The sequence below is a fragment of the Catenulispora sp. MAP12-49 genome (assembly GCF_041262705.1).
Classification (GTDB): Bacteria; Actinomycetota; Actinomycetes; order Streptomycetales; family Catenulisporaceae; genus Catenulispora.
Genome location: NZ_JBGCCP010000003.1, coordinates 335,288 through 350,728 on the forward strand (window position 1 = coordinate 335,288; position 15,441 = coordinate 350,728).

The 15,441-nt window shown below is 71.9% G+C and carries 11 protein-coding genes; 9 read left to right on the forward strand and 2 right to left on the reverse strand.

All coding sequences use genetic code 11. The features are described from left to right. Positions 1-145 precede the first annotated feature (145 nt). The 4 genes from ABIA35_RS08720 to ABIA35_RS08735 all read left to right on the forward strand — a co-directional run bounded on the left by ABIA35_RS08720 (position 146) and on the right by ABIA35_RS08735 (position 6,053). Positions 146-1,564 (forward strand): hypothetical protein, encoded by a 1,419-nt coding sequence (locus tag ABIA35_RS08720; protein ID WP_370337754.1) that lies wholly within the window; start codon positions 146-148, stop codon positions 1,562-1,564. A gap of 200 nt (positions 1,565-1,764) precedes the next feature. Beyond that, positions 1,765-3,177, forward strand: coding sequence for an ammonium transporter (locus ABIA35_RS08725; protein WP_370337756.1), 1,413 nt, complete (start codon positions 1,765-1,767; stop codon positions 3,175-3,177). Further along, positions 3,174-3,512 carry a P-II family nitrogen regulator gene (locus ABIA35_RS08730; protein WP_370337758.1) on the forward strand — a complete coding sequence of 113 codons (339 nt, stop codon included), beginning with the start codon at positions 3,174-3,176 and terminating at the stop codon, positions 3,510-3,512. The genes ABIA35_RS08725 and ABIA35_RS08730 overlap by 4 nt, the downstream gene beginning before the upstream one ends. Before the next feature lie 30 nt (positions 3,513-3,542). After that, complete coding sequence (locus ABIA35_RS08735; RefSeq protein ID WP_370337760.1) at positions 3,543-6,053, forward strand: ACT domain-containing protein; 2,511 nt, start codon at positions 3,543-3,545, stop codon at positions 6,051-6,053. A 4-nt stretch (positions 6,054-6,057) separates the two neighbouring features. On the opposite strand, the gene ABIA35_RS08740 is transcribed toward ABIA35_RS08735, so the two are convergent. Then, positions 6,058-6,777, reverse strand: coding sequence for a PIG-L deacetylase family protein (locus ABIA35_RS08740; RefSeq protein ID WP_370337762.1), 720 nt, complete (start codon positions 6,775-6,777; stop codon positions 6,058-6,060). Between the two features lie 239 nt (positions 6,778-7,016). Between ABIA35_RS08740 and pcrA the strand changes: the two genes are divergently transcribed. Next, positions 7,017-9,461, forward strand: coding sequence for a DNA helicase PcrA (pcrA, locus tag ABIA35_RS08745; RefSeq protein WP_370338458.1), 2,445 nt, complete (start codon positions 7,017-7,019; stop codon positions 9,459-9,461). Positions 9,462-9,528: 67 nt separating this feature from the next. Further along, positions 9,529-9,897 carry a hypothetical protein gene (locus ABIA35_RS08750; RefSeq protein ID WP_370337763.1) on the forward strand — a complete coding sequence of 123 codons (369 nt, stop codon included), beginning with the start codon at positions 9,529-9,531 and terminating at the stop codon, positions 9,895-9,897. 18 nt (positions 9,898-9,915) lie between these two features. Here ABIA35_RS08750 and ABIA35_RS08755 read toward each other — a convergent pair whose 3' ends face one another. Further along, the gene (locus ABIA35_RS08755; protein WP_370337765.1) at positions 9,916-11,526 is read right to left on the reverse strand and encodes a M23 family metallopeptidase; all 1,611 of its coding nucleotides are present in this window, start codon (positions 11,524-11,526) and stop codon (positions 9,916-9,918) included. Positions 11,527-11,830: 304 nt separating this feature from the next. Here ABIA35_RS08755 and ABIA35_RS08760 point away from each other — a divergent pair, with 304 nt between their 5' ends. The 3 genes from ABIA35_RS08760 (at position 11,831) to ABIA35_RS08770 (ending at position 15,424) form a co-directional block, all read left to right on the forward strand. Continuing rightward, the gene (locus ABIA35_RS08760; protein WP_370337767.1) at positions 11,831-12,235 is read left to right on the forward strand and encodes a cobalamin B12-binding domain-containing protein; all 405 of its coding nucleotides are present in this window, start codon (positions 11,831-11,833) and stop codon (positions 12,233-12,235) included. Positions 12,236-12,312: 77 nt separating this feature from the next. Beyond that, the gene (locus ABIA35_RS08765) at positions 12,313-13,644 is read left to right on the forward strand and encodes an SWIM zinc finger family protein (protein WP_370337769.1); all 1,332 of its coding nucleotides are present in this window, start codon (positions 12,313-12,315) and stop codon (positions 13,642-13,644) included. A gap of 166 nt (positions 13,645-13,810) precedes the next feature. Then, entirely contained in the window at positions 13,811-15,424 is a 1,614-nt protein-coding gene (locus tag ABIA35_RS08770; protein ID WP_370337771.1) for a DUF5691 domain-containing protein, read from the forward strand. Positions 15,425-15,441: the final 17 nt, after the last annotated feature.

Genomic DNA, 15,441 nt, shown 5'->3' on the forward strand with positions numbered 1-15,441 from the left:
GTGGTTCGACAAGGTGGCGAACCGTGGCGAATCGCAGTGTTCGAAAACGTTCGGCTGCGGGCATCGTCGCGGTGCGGTTACGTTCTGCAACACAGGGTTTCGCATTCCGGCCGGACCGGCGTGAATCTCCAGGGGGCAACGAAGAATGACCGGCAAGCCGCCCAACGAACTCCTCAATTCTTGGTTCCAGCGTTCCGGGTGGTCGAAGGGGGAACTGGCGAGACTGGTCAACAAACGCGCGAGACAGCTGGGGGCGGCTCACGTCTCCACCGACACCTCGCGCGTGCGCCGCTGGCTCGACGGCGAACATCCCCGCGACCCCGCTCCGCGCATCCTGGTCGAGCTCTTCTCCGAGCGCTTCGGCACCGTCATCACGCACGCCGAGCTGGGCCTGCGCGAGCCCGCCGCGCCGCCGGCGACCTCCGGGGTGGACCTGCCCTGGGCCGGCCGGCGCTCGATCGAGCTGCTGGGCGACTTCGCCCGCAGCGACCTGATGCTCAACCGCCGCGGCTTCCTGGGCACCTCGCTGTCGCTGTCCGCCGGCCCGTCGCTGATCGAGCCGATGAAGCGCTGGCTCAGCCCGGTGCCGGAGCAGCACTCGGTCAACGGCCGGCTGCCCGGCCGGGTCTCGGCCGAGGAGATGGACCGGCTGGAGGAGACCACGCGCCTGTTCCGGAGCTGGGACGCGCAGTGCGGCGGGGGCTTGCGCCGCATGGCCGTGGTCGGGCAGTTGCACGAAGTGACGGAGCTGTTACGGGACAACTACGCGCCGGCCCTGTCGGAGCGCCTGTTCCGGACCGCCGCGGAACTGGCGCTCCTCGCCGGTTGGATGGCCTATGACATCGGCATGCAACCCTCGGCGCAGCGCTACTTCGTCCTGGCCCTGCACGCCGCCCGCGAGGCCGGCGACACCCCGCTGGGCGCGCACGTGCTGGCCACCATGGCCCGCCAGATGATCCACATCAACCGCGCGCAGGACGCCCTGGAGCTGGTCCACCTGGCCCAGTACGGCAGCCACGGCACCACCACCGCCCGCATGCAGTCGCTGCTGGCGGCGATGGAGGCCCGCGCCTACGCCAACCTCGGCGACAGCGACAACTGCCGCCGCGCGGTGGCCGCCGCAGAGGACCTGTTCCCGGGCGAGGAGGGCGGCCGGGCGCGCTCGGCGGACCCGGCCTGGCTGGCCTTCTTCACCGAGGCCGAGCTGTACGGGGAGAACGGCCACTCCTTCCGCGACCTGGCCTACCGCTATCCTCAGCTGGCCGAGCAGGCCGCGAAGAACATCGACCGGGCCGTGGAGCTGCTCTCGGTCGACGAGTCCTACCTGCGCAGCCGGGCGCTGAACGTGGTCGGGATGGCCACGGTCCGGCTCCAGCAGCGCGAGCCCGAGGCGGCCGTGGCCTACCTGCACGGCGGCGCCGAGCTGGTGCAGCGCCTGCGGTCCAAGCGGGTCGAGGACCGGCTGCGCACCACCGCCGGCAACCTGTTCGCGCGCTACCCCGACGTCCGCTCGGTCCGCGAGGTGCACGAGCGCACCGTGGCGGTGCTGCCGGCGGCGGCGTGAGCCGCTGATCAGGCATTCGTAACAGGAGGCTGATACATGTCCGTTTTGTAACCAACCTTCTCATCTGTTGGGACAAGTTCACCCCGACGTAACATGCGGGCGGCATCTGTCACGGCTCCGAAACACTCGGCGGCGTCACCGGAAACGGTGCGCCGCCAATCTCCTTCACATCGTCCGTCGAATCAGGTGAGGGAGAAGCGATGCCATCCGCGTTTAGCTCAGGTGACACCGCTTGGGTGCTCGCGAGTTCAGCACTCGTGCTGCTCATGACACCGGGGCTGGCGTTCTTCTACGGCGGCATGGTCCGCGCGAAGAGCGTCCTGAACATGCTCATGATGAACTTCATCGCCATCGCCGTGGTGACCATTCTGTGGGTGCTCTACGGCTGGTCGGTGTCGTTCGGCAACGTCGGTTCGGGGGACGGCAGCGGCAACGGCTTCTGGGGCGGTCTGCACCAGTGGGCGCTGCACGACATCGGCCAGGGCTTCGGCTCCGGCGCCAGCGGCGGCTCGCTGTTCGGCGCCACCGGGGTGCCGACCATCGCGGTCGTCTGCTTCCAGCTGATGTTCGCGATCATCACCCCGGCGCTGATCTCCGGATCGCTGGCCGACCGGACCAAGTTCGTCGGCTGGACCGTCTACGTGGCGGCCTGGGTGACGCTGGTCTACTTCCCGGTCGCGCACTGGGTGTTCTCGCCCAACGGCTTCATCAACAAGAACCTGCACGTCATGGACTTCGCCGGCGGGACCGCGGTCCACATCAACGCCGGTGCCGCGGGCCTGGCGATGGCGCTGGTGCTCGGCAAGCGCGTGGGCTTCGGCCGGGACCCGATGCGGCCGCACAACGTGCCGTTCGTGATGCTCGGCGTCGGCCTGCTGTGGTTCGGCTGGTTCGGCTTCAACGCCGGCTCCGCCCTGGGCGCCAACGGCCAGGCTTCCATGGTCTTCATCAACACCCAGATCGCCACCTGCACCGCCATGGTCGGCTGGCTGATCGCCGAGAAGATCCAGCACGGCACCTTCACCTCGCTGGGCGCCGCCTCCGGCGCCGTGGCCGGCCTGGTCGCGATCACCCCGGCCTGTGCCTCGGTCTCGCCGCTGGGCGCCATGTTCGTCGGCCTGATCCCGGGCTTCGTCTGCTGCTACGCGATCAACCTGAAGAACAAGTTCGGCTATGACGACTCGCTGGACGTGGTCGGCGTGCACCTGGTCGGCGGCATCCTGGGCACCGTGCTGATCGGCTTCTTCGCCACCAAGGAGATGGTCTCCGGCTACGCCAACGGCGCCAAGGCCGGCCTGTTCTACGGCGGCGGCGTCGACCAGCTCCTCTCGCAGTGCGCGGGGGCCGGGATCGTGCTCGGGTACTCGTTCGTGGTCTCCTACATCCTGGGCGTGATCCTGCACAAGACCATCGGCATGCGGATCAGCGCGGACGCCGAGGTCGAGGGCATCGACAGCACCGAGCACTCGGAGACCGCGTACGACTGGGGCCGGCTGGCCGGCTCGCTGCGGACCGCGCTGGCCGCGGCCGAGGCGCCGTCGCCCGCGAAGGCCGACAAGGCTGACAAGGCTGAGAAGGCCGACAACGACGTCACGGAGGGTGTGAAGGCATGAAGCTGATCACGGCGATCGTCAAGCCGTTCAAGCTGGAGGAGGTCAAGGACGCGCTGCAGCAGTTCGGCGTCCACGGCATCACGGTCTCCGAGGCCAGCGGCTACGGCCGCCAGCGCGGCCACACCGAGGTCTACCGGGGCGCGGAGTACACCGTCGACCTGGTGCCCAAGCTCCGCGTCGAGGTCCTGTGCGAGGACGAGGACGTCGAAGCCCTGGTGGACGTGGTCGTCAAGGCCGCGGTGACCGGCAAGATCGGCGACGGCAAGGTCTGGGTCACCCCGGTCGACGAGGTGGTCCGGGTCCGCACCGGCGAGACCGGGGGCGCGGCCCTGTAGCGGGGCCCGGCCCGGGAAACATGGACCACCATGGACCAGCATCGTGAGGGAGCCGGCGGCCGGCCCGATCAGCAGATCGGGCCGGCCGTCCGGCGTGCGCGCTCGGATGCCGCGGACGCGTTCCTGGCCTCGCTCCTGCCGGACGAGCCGGGCATCGCCTTAGTGGCCGTCGGCGGCTACGGCCGCCAAGAGCTGTCCCCGGGCTCCGACCTGGACGTGGTGCTGCTGCACGCGGCCACGCTGGGCCCGCAGGCCATAGGCGCTATCGCGGAGAAGATCTGGTACCCGGTCTGGGACTCCGGCTGGAAGCTGGACCACTCGGTCCGCACCGTCCAGGAGGCGCTCGAGCTGGCCCGCACCGACCTGGCCGTGGCCACCGGCCTGCTCGACGCCCGCCTGGTCGCCGGCGACGCGGACCTGGTGGCCCCGGTGCGCGCCGGCGTCTTCGCCGACTGGCGCCGCGACGCCCCGCGCCGCCTGCGCGACCTGCGCGAGGAGTACGCCGCCCGCCTGGCCCGGCACGGCGAGCTGGCCTACCGCCTGGAGGGCGACCTGAAGGAGGCGCGCGGCGGCCTGCGCGACTCGGCGATGCTGCGCTTCATCTCGGCGACCTGGCTGGTGGACGTGCCGCACGGGGCGCCCGAGCGGGCCCGGGAGTTCCTGCTGGACGTGCGCGACGCCCTGCACGGAGTGTCGGGACGCGCCCTGGACCGGCTGCTCCTGCAGGAGCAGGACGGGGTCGCGGCACTGCTGCGGGACGCCGGAGTGCTCGGCGACCAGGACGACCGCACCCTGACCAGCCCGCTGGAGGCCGACGAACTGTTCGCCGCGGACCTGGGTTCGGCCGGCGGCGCAGCGGTGAGCGCTTCGGCTGGCGGCGCCCTGACTGGTGGCGAACTGCCTGGCAGCGAACAGCCCGGCGATCCGTCCAGCGGCCTGCGTGATCCCGCGGTCGGCAGCATCAGCATCGCCGAGCTCTACACCACCGACGCCGACCTCCTCATGCGCCGCGTGGCCGAAGCCGCCACCACCATCGCCTACACCGCCGAAGCCGCCTGGCGCCAGGTCGACGCGGCGCTGGTCGCCCGCAACCCCGCGCGGCGTCCCGTGCGGCGGCCCCTGGCCGACGGCGTCGTGGAACAGGACGGCGAGGTCTTCCTGGCCCGCGCCGCCGCGCCCTCGCGCGACCCCGTCCTGGTGCTGCGGGCCGCCGCCGCGGCCGCCGAGTCGGGCCTCTCCTTCGCGCCCAACACCCTGCGCCGGCTCGCCGAGGAGTCGGCACCGCTGCCGCGCCCGTGGCCGCGGGAGGCGCGCGAAGCCTTCGTGACCCTGCTCGGCGCCGGATCCGGCCTGATCCCGGTGTGGGAGGCGCTCGACCGCTCTGGAATCCTGCACGCGCTGCTGCCCGAGTGGCGCCGCATCAGGTCCCTGCCGCAGCGGAACAGCCTGCACGTCCACACCGTCGACCGGCACACGCTCCAGACCGTCGTCGCCGCCTCCGACCTGCCGCGCGGCGTCGACCGTCCCGACCTGCTGCTGGTCGCCGCGCTGCTGCACGACATCGGCAAGGGGCTGCCCGGCGACCACTCCGAGACCGGCGCGGAGCTGACCCGGCAGCTGGCGCCCGCGTTCGGGTTCAACGACGCCGACGTCAGCACCCTGACCGGCCTGGTGCGCCATCACCTGCTGCTGCCCGACCTGGCCACCGCCCGCGACCCCGACGACCCGGCCACGCTGGAGGCGCTCCTGGGCGCCCTGTCCGAACTGGCCGCCCCGCGCGTGGAGGCGCTGCGCCTGCTGCGCGCGCTGTCCGAGGCCGACAGCAAGGCGACCGGCCCCGCGGCCTGGAACCCCTGGCGCTCCGGCCTGTACCACGGCCTGGCCGTGCGGGCCGAGGCCGCCCTGCTGGGCGTCGACCCGCCGGTCGCCGAGCCGTCCGATCCGGCGCGGGCCGAGGAGCTGGCCGCCCGCAGCCGGGCGTCGGCCGACGGCATCGTCGTCGAGGTGCAGGGCGCGCAGGCGGTCTCCGTCGCGGCTCCCGACCGGATCGGCATCCTGGCCGCCGTCGCCGGCGTGCTGGCGCTGCGCCGCCTGACCATCCGCGCCGCCACCAGCGAGACCGTCGACGGCGTCGTCGTCCAGCGCTGGCTGGTCGCCGCCGACTGGAGCACCGCGCTGCAGGACCGGCTCCGCGAGGACGTGCGCGCCGCCCTGTCCGGCACGCTGGACGTCGCCGGCCGCCTGGCCAGCCGCGACGCCGGCGAACGCCGCAACCGCCTGGTCGCCGCGCCGAGTGTGGCCGTGCTGCCCGGCGCCTCGGCCTCGGCGACCGTGCTGGAGGTCAAGGCGCGCGACGCGCCGGGCCTGCTGTACCGCGTCGCCTCGGCGCTGGCCGGGACGGGCGTCTCGGTGCGCTCGGCGCGCGTCTCGACGCTCGGCGCCGAGGCCGTCGACGTGTTCTACATCGTCACGGCCACCGGCGCGCAGCTCTCCGACGACGCCGCGCAGCGGGTGGCGGCGGCGGTCGCCGAGGTCCTGTGAAGCCTCAGCGGGTGTTGACCACCTGGAAGGCCTCGGCGATCCGGCCCTCGCCCAGCCCCAGCCGCTGAGCGACGCCCTCGCCCCAGGAGCGCAGCATGCCCTCCAGGTCCGGGTGCCCGTTGGTCTGCGAGGCGTGCGCCTGCAGCGCGGCGACCTTGCGGTCGAAGACGTCGGTGATGTCCACGGCGTGGCCGGCGTTCTTCATCGACATCACCCAGGTCTCCGGGACGGTCCAGGGTTCCAGCCCCTCGTCCTCCAGCAGCTCCGTGTGCGCCCACGGGTTGCGCGCGTCGGGGTAGACCGCCGCGATGGCCGCCTCGCCGACCGCGCGGTGGTCCGGGTGCGAGGCGTAGATGCGCTCCAGGTCCAGCTCGGCGGAGGGGATCAGGACCCGGTCGGGGCGCACCTGGCGGATCACGCGCGAGATGTCGCGGCGCAGCTCCAGCGAGGGCGTCAGGCGGCCGTCCGGCCAGTGCAGGAAGCGGATGTCGGTCACGCCGACGCACTTGGCCGCGGCGGTCTGCTCCGTCTCGCGCAGGGCCGCCACCTCCGAGCGCGGCGTGTCCGGGAACGCCTCGCCGGCGTCGCCGCTGGTCACGATCGCGTAGGTGACCTCGATCCCGGCGTCGGTCCACGTCGCGACGGTGCCGGCGGCACCGAAGTCGACGTCGTCGGGATGCGCGGTGACGACGAGGACGCGGGAGGGGGCGCTGGCGTCGGGCATGAGGGCTCCTGGTTCCGGGGCGGACGGACGGGGGTGGATGCTCTCCACGAGGGGCAACACCGGAGTCACCATCGGTGTTCCGGGCACCGAACCATTATCTCCGGTCCCGCCGGCCGCACCGGTATCGGCCCAGGTGAAAGCCTCATCTGCGCGACCGCTCCCGTCTTGTCGGTGCGGTCTGCGAAAATCCTGGAGTGAGTTCTTCCCTCTTCGCCCCAGGTGCCCTTCCGTTGTTCCCCATGCTCGACGAGATCCGGGAGCAGCGCGGGTCGGGCGAGGGGCGCCACACCGACCGCACCCTGCCCGAACCCCCGGCCTGGGCCGAGGAGTCCGACGCCGAGCGCGAGGGCTGGGACGGGTGGGACGAGCCGGAGGACGCCTGGGTCCCGCCGGAGGAGTCGGCCTCGGCGCGCCAGCTGCTCGACGGCCTGAACGACCCGCAGCGCGAGGCGGTCGTGCACGCCGGCGGACCGCTGCTGATCATCGCCGGCGCCGGCTCGGGCAAGACCCGGGTGCTGGCGCACCGCATCGCCTACCTGGTCGGCGAGCGGCACGCGCACCCCGGCTCGATCCTGGCCATCACCTTCACCAACAAGGCCGCCGCCGAGATGCGCCAGCGCGTGGAGGAACTGGTCGGCCCGCGGGCCCGCCTGATGTGGGTGTCGACCTTCCACTCGGCGTGCGTCCGGATCCTGCGCGCCCAGGCCAAGACCGCGGGCCTGCCGAGCAACTTCTCCATCTACGACACCGCCGACTCCCAGCGCCTGATGACCATGGTCCTGCGCGACCTGGAGATCGACCCGAAGAAGACCACGCCCCGCTCGATGCTCGGCCAGATCTCCAACCTCAAGAACGAGCTGGTCGACCACGACACCTTCTCCAGCCGCGCGCAGACCGAGGCCGAGCGCCAGCTCGCGCAGGTCTACCGGATGTACTCCGACCGCCTGGTCGCGGCCAAGGCGATGGACTTCGACGACATCATCATGACCACGGTGCACCTGCTCCAGGCGTTCCCGATGGTCGCCGAGCACTACCGCCGCCGCTTCCGCCACATCCTGGTGGACGAGTACCAGGACACCAACACCGCGCAGTACCAGTTGGTGAAGGAACTGGTCGGGCAGCACAAGAAGCGCACCGCGGACGGCGACCTGGTCGGGGCCGGCCCGGCCGGCGAGGGCGCCGACGGAGGGAACGCCGAGGAGCTGCCGCCGGGCGAGCTGTGCGTGGTCGGCGACGCGGACCAGTCCATCTACGCCTTCCGCGGCGCGACCATCCGCAACATCATCGAGTTCGAGCGCGACTACCCGGACGCCAAGGTCATCAAGCTGGAGCAGAACTACCGCTCCACCCAGACGATCCTGACCGCGGCGAACGCCGTCATCGAGAACAACAAGGGCCGCCGGGCGAAGAACCTGTGGACCGACTCCGGCGAGGGCAAGCTGATCACCGGCTACGTCGCCGACGACGAGCACTCCGAGGCGCAGTTCGTGGCCGAGGAGATCGACCGCCTCTCCGACGCCAAGGAGACGACCTACGGCGGCGTCGCGGTGTTCTACCGCACCAACGCCCAGTCCCGTGTCTTCGAAGAAGTCTTCGTCCGCATCGGCCTGCCCTACCGCGTGGTCGGCGGCGTCCGCTTCTACGAGCGCAAGGAGGTCCGCGACGCGCTGGCCTACCTGCGCGCGCTGGCCAACGAGGACGACATCGTCTCGGTCCGCCGCATCCTGAACACCCCCAAGCGCGGCATCGGCGAGAAGGCCGAGGAGTCGCTGGAGCGCCTGGCCGCCCGCGACCGCATCTCCTTCGGCGACGCCCTGCGCCGCGCCGACGAGGCGCCGGCCCTGGCCGCGCGCTCGGTGAAGGCCATCCAGGGCTTCACGCAGATGATGGACGAGCTGCGCGAGCTGGCCGCCGAGTACGGCCCCGCGCACGTCCTGGAGGCGATACTGGAGCGCACGGGCCTGCTGCAGGAACTCCAGGACTCCGACGACCCGCAGGACGAGACCCGCATCGAGAACCTCCGCGAACTCCTGGCCGTGGCCCTGGAGTTCGAGCAGGGCCAGCCCGAGGGCCGGCTCCCGGAGTTCCTGGAGCGCGTGGCCCTGGTCGCCGACTCCGACCAGATCCCCGACGGCGAGGACCACGAGGGCATGGTCACCCTGATGACCCTGCACAGCGCCAAGGGCCTGGAGTTCCCGGTGGTCTTCCTCACCGGCATGGAGGACGGCGTCTTCCCGCACATGCGCTCCATGGGCGACAAGAAGGAGATGGAGGAGGAACGCCGCCTGGCCTACGTGGGCATCACCCGCGCCCGCGAGCAGCTCTACGTCTCCCGCTCCGTCTACCGCTCCGCCTGGGGCGCACCGCAGTACAACCCGCCGTCGAAGTTCCTCGCCGAGATCCCCGAAACCCTCGTCGAGTGGGAGCGCACCGCCCCGGAGCCGAAGACCGCCGAACGCTCCCCCTTCGGCGACCGCCGCGGCATCTCGCGCGGCTACCAGCAGCGCAAGGGCCCGGTGAAGGTGATCTCCCTGGACCCCGGCGACCGCGTCATCCACGACTCCTTCGGCATGGGCACCGTCGTCGCGGTCAGCGGCCGCGAGCGCGACGAGGCCACGATCGACTTCGGGTCCTCGGGCGTGCGGACGCTGCTGCTGACGATGGCACCGGTGCAGAAGCTTTAGGGGCTGTGCGCTCCGCGTCGGTGCCGATACCCTCGGTGAGGCTTATCGGATAAATCGGGGGTGAGCGATGAGCTCTGCGACAGGGGACTACCTCGCGCGGCGTCCGGCGTCACGGCCTGTCAGGCTGATCGCCGGCATCGCGGCACTGGAAGCGCTGCCGTTCGCGATCGTCGACTACTCGGCGGTCGGCGGCTGGGGCGCTGCCTTGCCGTGGATGCTGCTGAGCGTCTACCTGCTCCGCGGGCTCTGGAACGGGAGTTCCGCCGCCTGGTACGCGCTCGTGGCGCTGAACATCGTCGTCATCGCGCTGTGCACGTTGACGCTTTTCGCGCACGACGTGCATGTCAGCGGAGGTCCGCTGCTCCTCGCGCGGGTCGGGCTCGAACTGGCGCTGCTGGCCGCCCCCGGTGTGCGTCGCTGGGTCGCGCAGGACTGAGCCCCCGCCGGCCGCCGCCTACGGAACCAGCCCGTGCGCCCGCAGGAACGGCATCGGGTTCACCGCGGTCGACGCCCCCGGCACGCCGGTCATCGGGTCGGCCGGGCCGGGCGGGTGGTATTCGAGGTGCAGGTGCGGGCCGGTGGTGTTCCCGGTGTCGCCGGACAGGGCGATGATCTGGCCGGCCGCGACCTTGCCGCTGCGGACCTTCATCACGCTCAGGTGGCAGTACCAGGTCTGGCTGCCGTCAGGGTGCTGTATCACTATCCGGTAGCCGTACGGGCCGGCCCAGCCGGACTCTATGACCGTTCCGTCGGTGATCGCGACCACCTTGGTGCCGGTCGGCACCGCGAAGTCCTGGCCGGTGTGCAGGTTGACCCAGCGGTCGCCGGACTGGCCGAAGCCGGCGGTCAGCACGTAGTCCTGGACCGGCAGGAAGAACTTCTGCGACATCTCGGCGAGCCGCTGCTTCTCCAGTGCCTGCTGCTGCACCAGTTCGCTGCGCTGCTCGCTGCGGGTCGCGCGGTCGGCGAGGTTGGCGCTGGCGGCGCGCATCTGGAGCAGGTTCTGCTCCAGGCCGTTGGTCGGCGTGGCCGGGCTGGCCGCGTCGGCGGCGGTCTCGGTGTGGGTCGCCGGCAGGCGCAGGCCGCCGACGGCGGCGACCGCCACGGCCGCCACGCCGACCACCGCGGCCGGGGTCGAGGTGAACGCGTGCAGCGTGCGGCGCCCGGACAGCGGCACAGAGGGCCGCGCGGGCTTGCTGCCGAAGGGGCGGGCCGGGGGAGTGCCGCCGGAGCGGCTGCGGCTGCGCAGGGGGGCTTCGTCCTCGCCGCCGTCTTCGTAGCCCTCGGGGTTGTCGTAGCCCTCGGGGTCGCCGTAGCCGTAGCCGGCGTAGTCCTCGGCGTCGTCGTAGTCCGACCCGTCGTAGGCGGCGTTCTCGTACTCGTCGTACTCGCCGTCCGCGTAGCCCTCGCCGTCGTAGGCGTCGTACGTGCCCTCGCCGTCCGGCAGGAGGTCGTACGCGGCTTCGGTGGACCCCGGGGCGTCGTAGATGGCCTCGAAGGTCCCGGTGTCGAAGTCCGGGTGGTGGAAGTTGTGGTCCTCGTACTGCGGCTGCGCACCGTACTGCTGGGCGTCGTAGGCCTGGTGGCCGTACTGCTGCGCGGGCGGCGCGGGCTGCTGCTGGTGCGGCGGCTGCGGCGGCTGGTGGGGCTGCTCGTACTGCGGCTGCGCCTGCTGCGGCTGCTGGGTGGGCTGCGCGTACTGCGCGTACGGATCCTGCCACCCCGGTCCGTCCCACATGGGGCTGGACTCCGGCGCCTGCGGCTGAGCGGGGATCCTCGGCTCGGCCGGGGCCTGCTGCTGTGGCGGCGAATAGGCCGCGTACACCGACTCGTAGTAGCTCTGGTCCATCACGGGCTGCCGGGTCGTGGCGTCCTCGTAGTCGTAGACGGCTCCCTGTTCGTAGAAGCCGGTCTGCGAGGGGGTCTCGTACACCCCGGACCAGTCGTTGACCGCCTGGTACCCGTCGTTTGAACCGTACAGGCTGTCCTCGCCGTTAGGCGTTATGGCCGCCTCCCAGTCGGTATCCCAATGGGACGGACTATGGGACGCACCATGTTTTCCCATGACGGCCAATACCTCCTGGGAACGCGGGACAGCCGATCACAAACGGCGCGGGGACAGCGCCGTTATCGAGTCGCGACTTTAGCGTCTCCAAGGCTCGACGGACAACGGTTCGGCAGACTTTGCGCGCCCTTTGCAAGAGGTTCACTGGCGTTGTCGCAGGAAGTCCGATGATCCTCACGCAGATTGTGCGGACCGTCACAGTGCGGGACTGGAGGGCACCTAGGCCCAGGTCGGTTAGTGTGTGAACCGGTCATGGCGGATCAAGGAAGATCTTCCAGGTGGACATCCCATGGAGGCAGTCGCAATGAGCCAGTCAGCTCCGGTCCGCGTCGTCATCGCGAAGCCCGGCCTGGACGGCCACGACCGCGGCGCGAAGGTCGTGGCGCGGGCGCTGCGCGACGCGGGCGTCGAGGTCATCTACACCGGCCTGCACCAGATGCCCGACCAGATCGTGGCCACCGCGATCCAGGAGGACGCCGACGCCATCGGCCTGTCGATCCTGTCCGGCGCGCACATGACCCAGTGCGCGAAGGTGCTGGAGGTCCTCAAGGAGAAGGACGCCACGGACATCAAGGTGTTCGCCGGCGGCATCATCCCCGAGGCCGACTTCGAGCCGCTCAAGGAGATGGGCGTCGTGGCGATCTTCACGCCCGGCACGCCGACCCAGGCCATCATCGACTGGGTGAACGCGAACCTCGCGCACGCCTGAGCCGAACCCCTGAGCCCGAACCCCTGACGTCACAAAGCCCCACCCCGTTGTCGGTGCCCTGAAATAGTGTTCGGGGCATGGCTGAACGTTGGACCGCCGCCCAGGTCAACTCCCTGGCCCCGGACGCCCCGTCGCAGAAGGCGGGCGCGAAACTCGGAGTGCCGGGTCCGTGGTCGGACACGGGATACCTGGACGCCGAGCGGCTGTTGTGGGGGGACTGCAAAGGCAGCGGGAGCAAGCCGTACCAGGTCACGGTCTCCGTGGCGGACTCGGACACGGCGTATCAGTGCACCTGCCCCAGCAGGAAGTTCCCATGCAAGCACGCGCTGGGCCTGCTGCTGTTGTGGGCGGCGGGCACGATCGCGGACACCGAGACGCTCCCGGACCGGGTCGAGGCCTGGGCCGAGTCCCGGCGGGACCGCGCGGAGAAGTCCGCGGCCCGCAGCGTCGCCAAGGCCGAGAAGGCCGCCGCCGATCCCGAGGGCGCGGCCAAGCGCGCCGCCCAGCGCGCCGAGCGGATCGGCACGGGCCTGGCCGACCTGGACCGCTGGCTCACCGACCAGATCGCGGCCGGCATCAGCGACTCCGCCACGCTCTCCTACAGCGCCGTGGACCCGGTCGCCAAGCGGCTGGTGGACGCGCAGGCGCCGGGGGTGGCGGGCCGGGTCCGGATGCTGGCCTCCGCCCGGTCGGCCTCCGGCGACGCCTGGCCGGACGCGGTCCTGGCCGAGTTCGCCCGGCTGCACCTGCTGTGCCAGGCCTGGACCCGCCTGCCCGAGCTGCCGCCGGCGATGCAGGACACCGTGCGGCGGCGGATCGGGATCTCGGTCGACGCCGACACCGTGCGCCGCGACGGCGAGCGGGTCGCCGACCGCTGGCATGTCCTGGGCTCCCGCGACCGCGCCGCCGACAAGCTCACCGAGCGCCGGATCTGGCTGCGCGGCGCCGAGAGCGGCCGGACCGCGATGCTGCTGGCCTTCGGCGCCATGCAGCAGGCGCCGACCCTGGCGCTGCCGGTCGGCGCGGTCTACCGGGCCGAGATGGTGTTCCACTCCGAGGTGCTGCCGCTGCGTGCGCAGATGGAGGCCGGCGAGCTCGACTCGGCGACCACGGCGGCCGCACCCGCCGGCGGGACCCTGCGGGCCGCGGCCGACGAGTTCGCCGCCGCCCTGGCCGCCGACCCGTGGCAGGAGGGCTGGCCGGTGGTGATCGCCGGCGCGGTCCCGGACCGGGACGGCGAGCTCACCGACGGCGAGGGCCGCCGCGTCCCGCTGCTGTGCGAGGACTCCGCCCTGTGGCGGCTGCTGGCGGTCTCCGGCGGCCATCCGGTGACGGTGTTCGGCGAGTACACCGACGCGGGTCTGGAACCGCTCACCGTGTGGGCCGAGGAGTCGGCGGTCGCGCTGTGAGGACGCCGGCGGGCCCGCCCGGGAGCCCCGGGAGAGGGCCGGTGATTAGGGAATTTCAGGGTATTGCCACGGACCCCGTAAGTTGTCAGTGGCGTGGTGCACAATCTGTGGACATCAGTGCGAAGGCTGTGGGGATCTCCTACTCGGCGGAAGCGCGGTGAGCACCATGAACGAAGCCTCCAATCAGACCGGCTCCGAGGTCTGGCAGGACCTTGTCTCGACGGCCCTGGTCGGCACCGACCGTCGCACCCCGCCGGCCGCCGGAGAGTTCGCCGCGCCCGGTGACAGCCCCGCGGCGGCCCTGCTGAGCTCGGCCGCGCTCATGAGCGCGTGGCGGCGGGCCGGCAACGCCGGTTCGGCGTACTCGGCCGAGCTCGTCGGCGATCAGGCCGAGCAGGCCGGGCATGGCGGCCAGGCCGCCGGAGTGCCCGAGGGCGTGCCCGCGGCGAAGTCGGCGGCGGTCGACGCCCGCCCGCTGCTCTCGACCGCGACCTCGGCCCGGCTCACGGCGTTGGTGGCTTCCCGGTCCGAGGCGCTCCCGGAGTACCTGGGCGCCGCCGCCAAGACCGGCTGCCGCGCCCCGGCCGAGCTGCTGCCCCCGCTGTTCGACTACGCCCGCGGCAGCATCGCGGTCCGCGCCGACCTGATGAGACTGGCCGGCCCGCGCGGCACCTGGCTGGCCAAGCAGAACCAGCAGTGGTCGACCTTCACCCGCTTCGCCGCCGCACCGGACCCCGAGGCGTGGCTGTCCGACAAGCCGCACGAGCGCATCGGCTACCTGACCTGGTTCCGCGCCAAGGACCCGGCCTCGGCCCGGGCACTGGTCGAGGAGGCGTGGACGCAGTCCGGCCCGAGCGCGGGGGGTCTGTCGGCGGAGACCCGTGCCGCGTACGTCGAGGCGCTGGCCGTGGGCCTGGGCCCGGAGGACGAGCCGTTCCTGGAAGCCGCCCTGGACGACAAGTCCCGCCAGGTCCGCGCCGAGGCGGTCCGGCTGCTGGCCACGCTGCCCTCCTCGCGGTTCGCCGAACGCATGACCGCGCGCCTGCACGCGCGCGTCCAGGTGTCCGTCGAGGGCACCGCGGTCCTGGTCACGCTCACCGAGGATCCTTCCGCGGCCACCGAGGACGAGGCCCGCGACGGCATCGGCGAGGGCTGGGTGCAGACCGAGGAGGAGCGCCGGCTGGCCCGGATGCAGCCCTCGTACTGGCTGGAGGACCTCATAGCCTCGACGCCGCTGACGGCGTGGCAGCGCTATGGCCTGTCGCCCGCCGAGCTGCTGCGCGCCACTGCCGCGAACCGCTGGGAGGCCAACTCCTGCCACCGCGGCTGGCGCTCGGCCACCCTGCGGCAGAAGAACTCGGAGTGGGCAGAGGCGTTCTGCGCCGTCAACGCCGCCACCGACATGCTGGAGCTGCTCTCCGACGAGGCCGCCGAGCGCTGGTGTCTGAGCGTGGTGGCCAGCCACCGGTCGCAGTACTCGATCCACAGCGCCCCGATCATCCTGAGCCGGCTGGGCCGGCCCTGGCCGGACCCGGTCTGCCAGGCCCTGCTCGACTCGATCCCGGCCTACCTGCCGAACGCCACCCGCAACGACGTGGCCCGCTTCTTCGGCATGGACAACCTGGCCGGCCGCTGGATGCCGCCGTCGTTCGCCGACGCGGTCGCGGCCAAGGCCGAGCGGATCCGCCCCGACCTCCCGCTGTGGGCCGAGGACCTGGACGACCTGGCGGCGATGCTGCGGGACCGGGCCCTGATGCTCGCCGAGCTGGACTCGGTCTGACGACGCCGGACCCTGTC

Excerpts from the sequence above, each read along its gene's own strand:
- ABIA35_RS08725 (WP_370337756.1), top strand. The coding sequence starts at position 1,765 with ATGCCATCCGCGTTTAGCTCAGGTGACACCGCTTGGGTGCTCGCGAGT.
- ABIA35_RS08735 (WP_370337760.1), top strand. The coding sequence starts at position 3,543 with ATGGACCAGCATCGTGAGGGAGCCGGCGGCCGGCCCGATCAGCAGATC.
- ABIA35_RS08755 (WP_370337765.1), bottom strand. The coding sequence starts at position 11,526 with ATGGGAAAACATGGTGCGTCCCATAGTCCGTCCCATTGGGATACCGAC.
- ABIA35_RS08750 (WP_370337763.1), top strand. The coding sequence starts at position 9,529 with ATGAGCTCTGCGACAGGGGACTACCTCGCGCGGCGTCCGGCGTCACGG.
- ABIA35_RS08765 (WP_370337769.1), top strand. The coding sequence starts at position 12,313 with ATGGCTGAACGTTGGACCGCCGCCCAGGTCAACTCCCTGGCCCCGGAC.
- ABIA35_RS08720 (WP_370337754.1), top strand. The coding sequence starts at position 146 with ATGACCGGCAAGCCGCCCAACGAACTCCTCAATTCTTGGTTCCAGCGT.
- ABIA35_RS08770 (WP_370337771.1), top strand. The coding sequence starts at position 13,811 with ATGAACGAAGCCTCCAATCAGACCGGCTCCGAGGTCTGGCAGGACCTT.
- ABIA35_RS08760 (WP_370337767.1), top strand. The coding sequence starts at position 11,831 with ATGAGCCAGTCAGCTCCGGTCCGCGTCGTCATCGCGAAGCCCGGCCTG.
- ABIA35_RS08730 (WP_370337758.1), top strand. The coding sequence starts at position 3,174 with ATGAAGCTGATCACGGCGATCGTCAAGCCGTTCAAGCTGGAGGAGGTC.
- ABIA35_RS08740 (WP_370337762.1), bottom strand. The coding sequence starts at position 6,777 with ATGCCCGACGCCAGCGCCCCCTCCCGCGTCCTCGTCGTCACCGCGCAT.
- pcrA (WP_370338458.1), top strand. The coding sequence starts at position 7,017 with ATGCTCGACGAGATCCGGGAGCAGCGCGGGTCGGGCGAGGGGCGCCAC.